Origin of the sequence: Gallibacter intestinalis (genome assembly GCF_014982745.1) — a bacterium.
Lineage (GTDB): Bacteria > Bacillota > Clostridia > Peptostreptococcales > Anaerovoracaceae > Gallibacter > Gallibacter intestinalis.
Genome location: NZ_JADCKA010000019.1, coordinates 1 through 4,611, shown reverse-complemented (window position 1 = coordinate 4,611; position 4,611 = coordinate 1). Strand labels below are relative to the sequence as shown.

Here is a 4,611-nt window from a genome sequence, read left to right as displayed (position 1 = left end):
GTATTTAAGAAATATTGTAACTAAACCGATACCAATTATGAACTAAAGCCACCTCTAAAGTTTTATGTGGGAAAAAGAAAAAGCCCAATCTCGAAATTGAGACTGGGTCTTTGTCTACGGTCTGTGCGACCGATGGATAATCGGTCGCGTTTTTATTATCGTTGTATAAATGGAGATTTTATTTCTGTTCAGCTTCGTACTGCTGCATACCTTTGATAGTTTTTTCAAAGAGGTCTGAAAGCTCCCAGCCCAGTCTTTCGGCGCCGAGCTGTATAACATCTCTGTTGCAGCCTGCGGCAAACTTTTTATCCTTAAATTTCTTTTTTAGGGATTTAACCTCCATACTGTCGCAGTTCTTTTCCGGTCTCATAAGGGCATATGCTCCAATGAGGCCTGTAAGTTCGTCTGTGGCAAAGAGAACCTTTTCCATCTCATGTACAGGTTCAACATCGCATACAAGACCGTATCCGTGAGACTGCACCGCATGGATAAGTTCGTCGGATACTCCGGCTTCCTTAAGCAGTTCAGGTGCCTTTACACAGTGCTCATCGGGCCACATTTCAAAGTCTATATCATGTAGCAGTCCTGCCAGTCTCCAAAACTCTTCATCTTCGCCGTAACCGAGCTCTTTAGCGAAATATCCCATCACCGATGAAACCGTTTCACCGTGCTGGATATGAAAAGGCTCTTTGTTGTATTTACCAAGGAGTTCCCTTGCCTGTTCCATTGTTATGTTAGCGTTTAATGTCATAGATGTCAGTCTCCTTTCGCAATTTAATCTAAAATATATTATACAAAATATGGTCGCGCAAAATCAACTTTTACGGTAAAATGATATATGTTGAGTTAAGCATGTGAAAGGAAAGGATAATATGCTGATTATCTTTGAAAGAATACTGGCGATATTCATAATGATTCTTATTGGTTATGCCGCAAATAGAGCAGGGATTCTTCCTGACTCGTCGAGAAAGCATCTGACAAATCTTATGATATACATAACAGCTCCTTGCATGGCAGCAGAGTCCATATATTCCAAGGAGCTTTCGCCGGAGGTTGTCACCGCTACATGGCAGGTTATAATCGGGGCGGCTGTGTACTTTGTAATAATCACGGTGTTTGCATATGTCTTCATCAGAGCATTAAAGTTTAAACCTAAAAAGGAATGGGGCGTATATGTCGTTGCAATAACATGCATAAACAGCGGATTTATGGGCTTCCCTGTTACTAAAGCGATATTCGGAGATGATCTCTTTTATCTGATGGTCATGCACAATATCATAGCGGTATTTTATATCTGGTCCATCACTCCTATGCTTCTCAATATCGGTACGGAGAAGGGAGAAGGTGGTAAAAGCAGATTTGCGGAAAACATCAAGGCGATGTTTAATCCATGCACCTTCGGTATCATAATAGGCGTTATAATGCTTATTTTCGGCATAAAACCGCCAACGGCAGTGGATGAGGTGGTGGCTTCCCTTTCCGATGCCACAGTGCCTATTTCCATGATAATAGTGGGTGTTCAGCTGGGATCCAGTCATATTATAGAAATGCTCAAAAACAGATATATTTTTCTTGTTAATATCGCAGCAATGATTATTTCGCCGGTTTTAACTTTCCTTATTGTGGAGCAGTTTGATTTCCTTCAGACGGGCGTAAAGGTGATATTGATATTTGCTTCGGTATTCCCTACGGCGGTTGTGCCAGCTGCAATAGCGGAAAAGATGGGTAAGGATCCGACCAGGCTTGCGGAAATCGTTTCGGTGACTACGGCATTTTCGCTGATTACCATACCGCTGATTTCAGCCTTCCTTATGGGATATTATTATTAGTTGACAATTATCTTCCGAGATGCTATTTTGACCTTAAGATTATGGCATCAGTGGCTCTTTTGAGCCGAGAGAAACGGAGGTAAATTATGAAATGTCCTGTATGCGGAGCAACTTTGCTCATGTCCGAGAGACACGGAGTGGAAATAGACTATTGTCCTGAATGCAGAGGAATATGGTTGGACAGAGGTGAGCTAGATAAGATAATAGAAAGAGCCGCTGAAGAAAGTGGCATGGGAAGCACACCTAAGGAAAATCATGGTGGACATCAGCCTGCACCGGAGTATAAGAAAAGAAAAAGTTCTGTACTCAGCGATATTATGGATATATTCGGCGGAGAATAAAAATAAACAGAAAAAGGCGGAATGCTTAAAATAAAAGCTATCCGCCTTTTTATATGCTATTTGTTGAATCTGTTTAAAACCTCCGTAATCGGCTCCACCGGAAGTCCCACAACAGTGTCATATCTTCCCTCGAATCTTTCTATGTATTTTCCAAAGATCCCTTGGATGGCATAGGCTCCTGCTTTATCGTAAGGCTCATCTGTGTCTAGGTAAGCTTCGACATCGTCATCGCTGAGGTTTTTGCAATATACCTTTGTTACATCGCAAAAGACATCTTTCTTACCTGAAGCGGGAAGTATTATGGCGACTCCCGTTGCCACATGATGAAAGGTTCCGCTGATGGTTTGTATCATGCGTTTTGCATCCTGCCGGTCCATAGGCTTACCCATGATTTCGTCTTTATATACCACAGTGTCTGCAGCAACTATAGGTAAATCGCTAAGTTCCGGTTTTTCTTTAAGTATGAACTTGGCACAGGCCTCGGCTTTTTTATTAGCCAGATATTTTACCGCGTCCTCCGGTGAAATTCCGTCAGGCAAGGTTTCGTCAACATCTGCGGGAAGTATTATAAGGTTATAGCCGGCTTGCTCTAAGAGCTCCTTTCTTCTGGGAGAAGCGGAAGCAAGAACCAAGGTTTGGCTATTGTTATTGGATGTTGCCATCGGTCAGCCTCCTGTTTTTCTTTTCCGGCAGCTGGGCGATGATTATTGCCACAAACATAATAGCGCAGCCGGTAATTTCTCGTCCTGACATGCTTTCGTGAAGTATCAATGCGCCGAAGATGGCTGCAAATACGGATTCCAAGCTAAGTATCAGCGAGGATATAACGGGGTCAGCCTTTTTCTGGGCGATAATCTGGCATGTATATCCTACGGATGATGATAGTACGCCGGTATATAACAACGGAATAATAGCGTCCAAAACTTCCGATAAAACAAAGGTCTCTGTCATCATCATGGCGACAAAGGAAGCTATGGAAACTACCGCAAACTGTATACATGACAATTTGACTCCGTCGGTTTTAGGTGAAAAATAATCGATTATAAGTATGTGACCTGTAAAGGCCAGGGCGCATAAAAGCACGAAAAAATCTCCTCGGCTTATGGAAAAGGTTCCCGGCTTTATTGAAAGCAAGTAAAGCCCTATAACCGCCAGCAGGGCACAGAACCATATGATCGGTCTGATTTTTTTCTTTAAAAATATGCCTACGATAGGAACGAGTATTACATACAGAGTTGTAATGAAGCCTGCCTTTGCAGCTGTTGTAAATGCCATGGCATACTGCTGAAGGCTGGATGCGGTAAACAGGGCGATGCCCGTGGCTATACCGCCGATTATCAGTGTCTTTGTACCGTTAGCTCTAGGAATGTCCTGGTCAACTGTATTTTCACTGTTCCTTTTCCTACTGAAAATATATATCACAGGCAGCAGCGCCACCACTGCCAGTGCGTATCTTACGGTATTAAATGTGAAGGGGCCGATTACATCTGCGCCTTTGCTTTGGGCGATAAAGGCCGAACCCCATATTATTGCTGTCATAAGGAGCAGCAGGTTGCTTCTTGCCTGTCCTCTCATTTTAGTCTTTCCTCCTAAATATCAAGTTCACAATTTAAAATTATATCACAAAGACTCCGCTCGCGGTATATTAAAAAGCTTCGTTTTGTGGTATCATTTACCATAAGCGAAGGAAGGAAAGAAATATGAAAAAGATACATTTCATCAGACACGGAATAACAGAAGGCAATTTAAAAAGATGGCATTACGACTGGGCTGATATTCCCCTTGCGCCGGAAGGCATGGAAAAACTAAAAAGATTAAGAGAGGAAAATATCTATCCGAGACCGGAAAAGGCGACTTATTACACCAGCGGCATGTTGAGAGCTGAACAGACCTTTGAGATAATATACGGCAAAAGGGAACATAAGGTTGCCGAAAAAATGAAGGAAATGAATTTCGGAGAATTTGAAAAAAAGACATACGAAGAGCTTAAAGAGGATCCTAGATATATAGAATGGATGAAGGACATGACCGGGGCTGTAAGCATGCCCGGCGGCGAAAGCAAGAACGGATTCTTCCTTAGAATTATGGAAGGTTTAAAGGAATTGACCGACGGTATGGCCGATGGTGATGAACTGATTTGCGTATGTCACGGTGGTGTTATCGCCTGTGTAATGATGGATCTTTTTGGGAGTGAAATGAAGGAATTTCCTACATGGATTCCGGAACCGGGAAGAGGCTATTCTGTGATATTGGATGCAAAGGAAGGCGCATCCTACGAAGATATATAAGAAAAAACGGAGGCATCCTGTATGATGTGAGGCGACCCCCAAAAGTTAGACTTTTTAGCGTAGCAGTTATTTAAGCTGCTACGCTATTTTTATGCAGCAATAGCTGTAAGCCTGTATTCAACAGGACTTTTCCAGCCTAACTTCTCTTTAATA

Annotated in this window: 6 protein-coding genes; 3 read left to right on the top strand and 3 right to left on the bottom strand. The window is 42.5% G+C overall.

Going from position 1 to position 4,611, the window contains the following annotated elements:
- Window positions 1-178: 178 nt before the first annotated feature.
- Window positions 179-751 (bottom strand): HDIG domain-containing metalloprotein, encoded by a 573-nt coding sequence (locus INF20_RS07815; RefSeq protein WP_226385819.1) that lies wholly within the window; start codon window positions 749-751, stop codon window positions 179-181.
- A gap of 121 nt (window positions 752-872) precedes the next feature.
- On the opposite strand from INF20_RS07815, the gene INF20_RS07810 reads away from it, so the two are divergent.
- Both INF20_RS07810 and INF20_RS07805 read left to right on the top strand, forming a co-directional pair.
- Window positions 873-1,829 carry an AEC family transporter gene (locus INF20_RS07810; protein ID WP_226385818.1) on the top strand — a complete coding sequence of 319 codons (957 nt, stop codon included), beginning with the start codon at window positions 873-875 and terminating at the stop codon, window positions 1,827-1,829.
- A gap of 86 nt (window positions 1,830-1,915) precedes the next feature.
- On the top strand, window positions 1,916-2,170 hold the full coding sequence (locus INF20_RS07805) for a TFIIB-type zinc ribbon-containing protein (protein ID WP_226385817.1): 255 nt from the start codon (window positions 1,916-1,918) through the stop codon (window positions 2,168-2,170).
- A gap of 56 nt (window positions 2,171-2,226) precedes the next feature.
- On the opposite strand, the gene INF20_RS07800 is transcribed toward INF20_RS07805, so the two are convergent.
- Together INF20_RS07800 and INF20_RS07795 are read right to left on the bottom strand one after the other, a co-directional pair.
- Window positions 2,227-2,832, bottom strand: coding sequence for a Maf family protein (locus INF20_RS07800; RefSeq protein ID WP_226385816.1), 606 nt, complete (start codon window positions 2,830-2,832; stop codon window positions 2,227-2,229).
- Window positions 2,816-3,745 (bottom strand): DMT family transporter, encoded by a 930-nt coding sequence (locus INF20_RS07795; protein ID WP_226385815.1) that lies wholly within the window; start codon window positions 3,743-3,745, stop codon window positions 2,816-2,818. The genes INF20_RS07800 and INF20_RS07795 overlap by 17 nt, the downstream gene beginning before the upstream one ends.
- A 125-nt stretch (window positions 3,746-3,870) precedes the next feature.
- On the opposite strand from INF20_RS07795, the gene INF20_RS07790 reads away from it, so the two are divergent.
- The gene (locus tag INF20_RS07790) at window positions 3,871-4,458 is read left to right on the top strand and encodes a histidine phosphatase family protein (protein WP_226385814.1); all 588 of its coding nucleotides are present in this window, start codon (window positions 3,871-3,873) and stop codon (window positions 4,456-4,458) included.
- Window positions 4,459-4,611 lie beyond the last annotated feature (153 nt).

Coding starts and splice junctions, on each gene's coding strand:
- INF20_RS07815 (WP_226385819.1), bottom strand. CDS start 751: ATGACATTAAACGCTAACATAACAATGGAACAGGCAAGGGAACTCCTT.
- INF20_RS07810 (WP_226385818.1), top strand. CDS start 873: ATGCTGATTATCTTTGAAAGAATACTGGCGATATTCATAATGATTCTT.
- INF20_RS07805 (WP_226385817.1), top strand. CDS start 1,916: ATGAAATGTCCTGTATGCGGAGCAACTTTGCTCATGTCCGAGAGACAC.
- INF20_RS07800 (WP_226385816.1), bottom strand. CDS start 2,832: ATGGCAACATCCAATAACAATAGCCAAACCTTGGTTCTTGCTTCCGCT.
- INF20_RS07795 (WP_226385815.1), bottom strand. CDS start 3,745: ATGAGAGGACAGGCAAGAAGCAACCTGCTGCTCCTTATGACAGCAATA.
- INF20_RS07790 (WP_226385814.1), top strand. CDS start 3,871: ATGAAAAAGATACATTTCATCAGACACGGAATAACAGAAGGCAATTTA.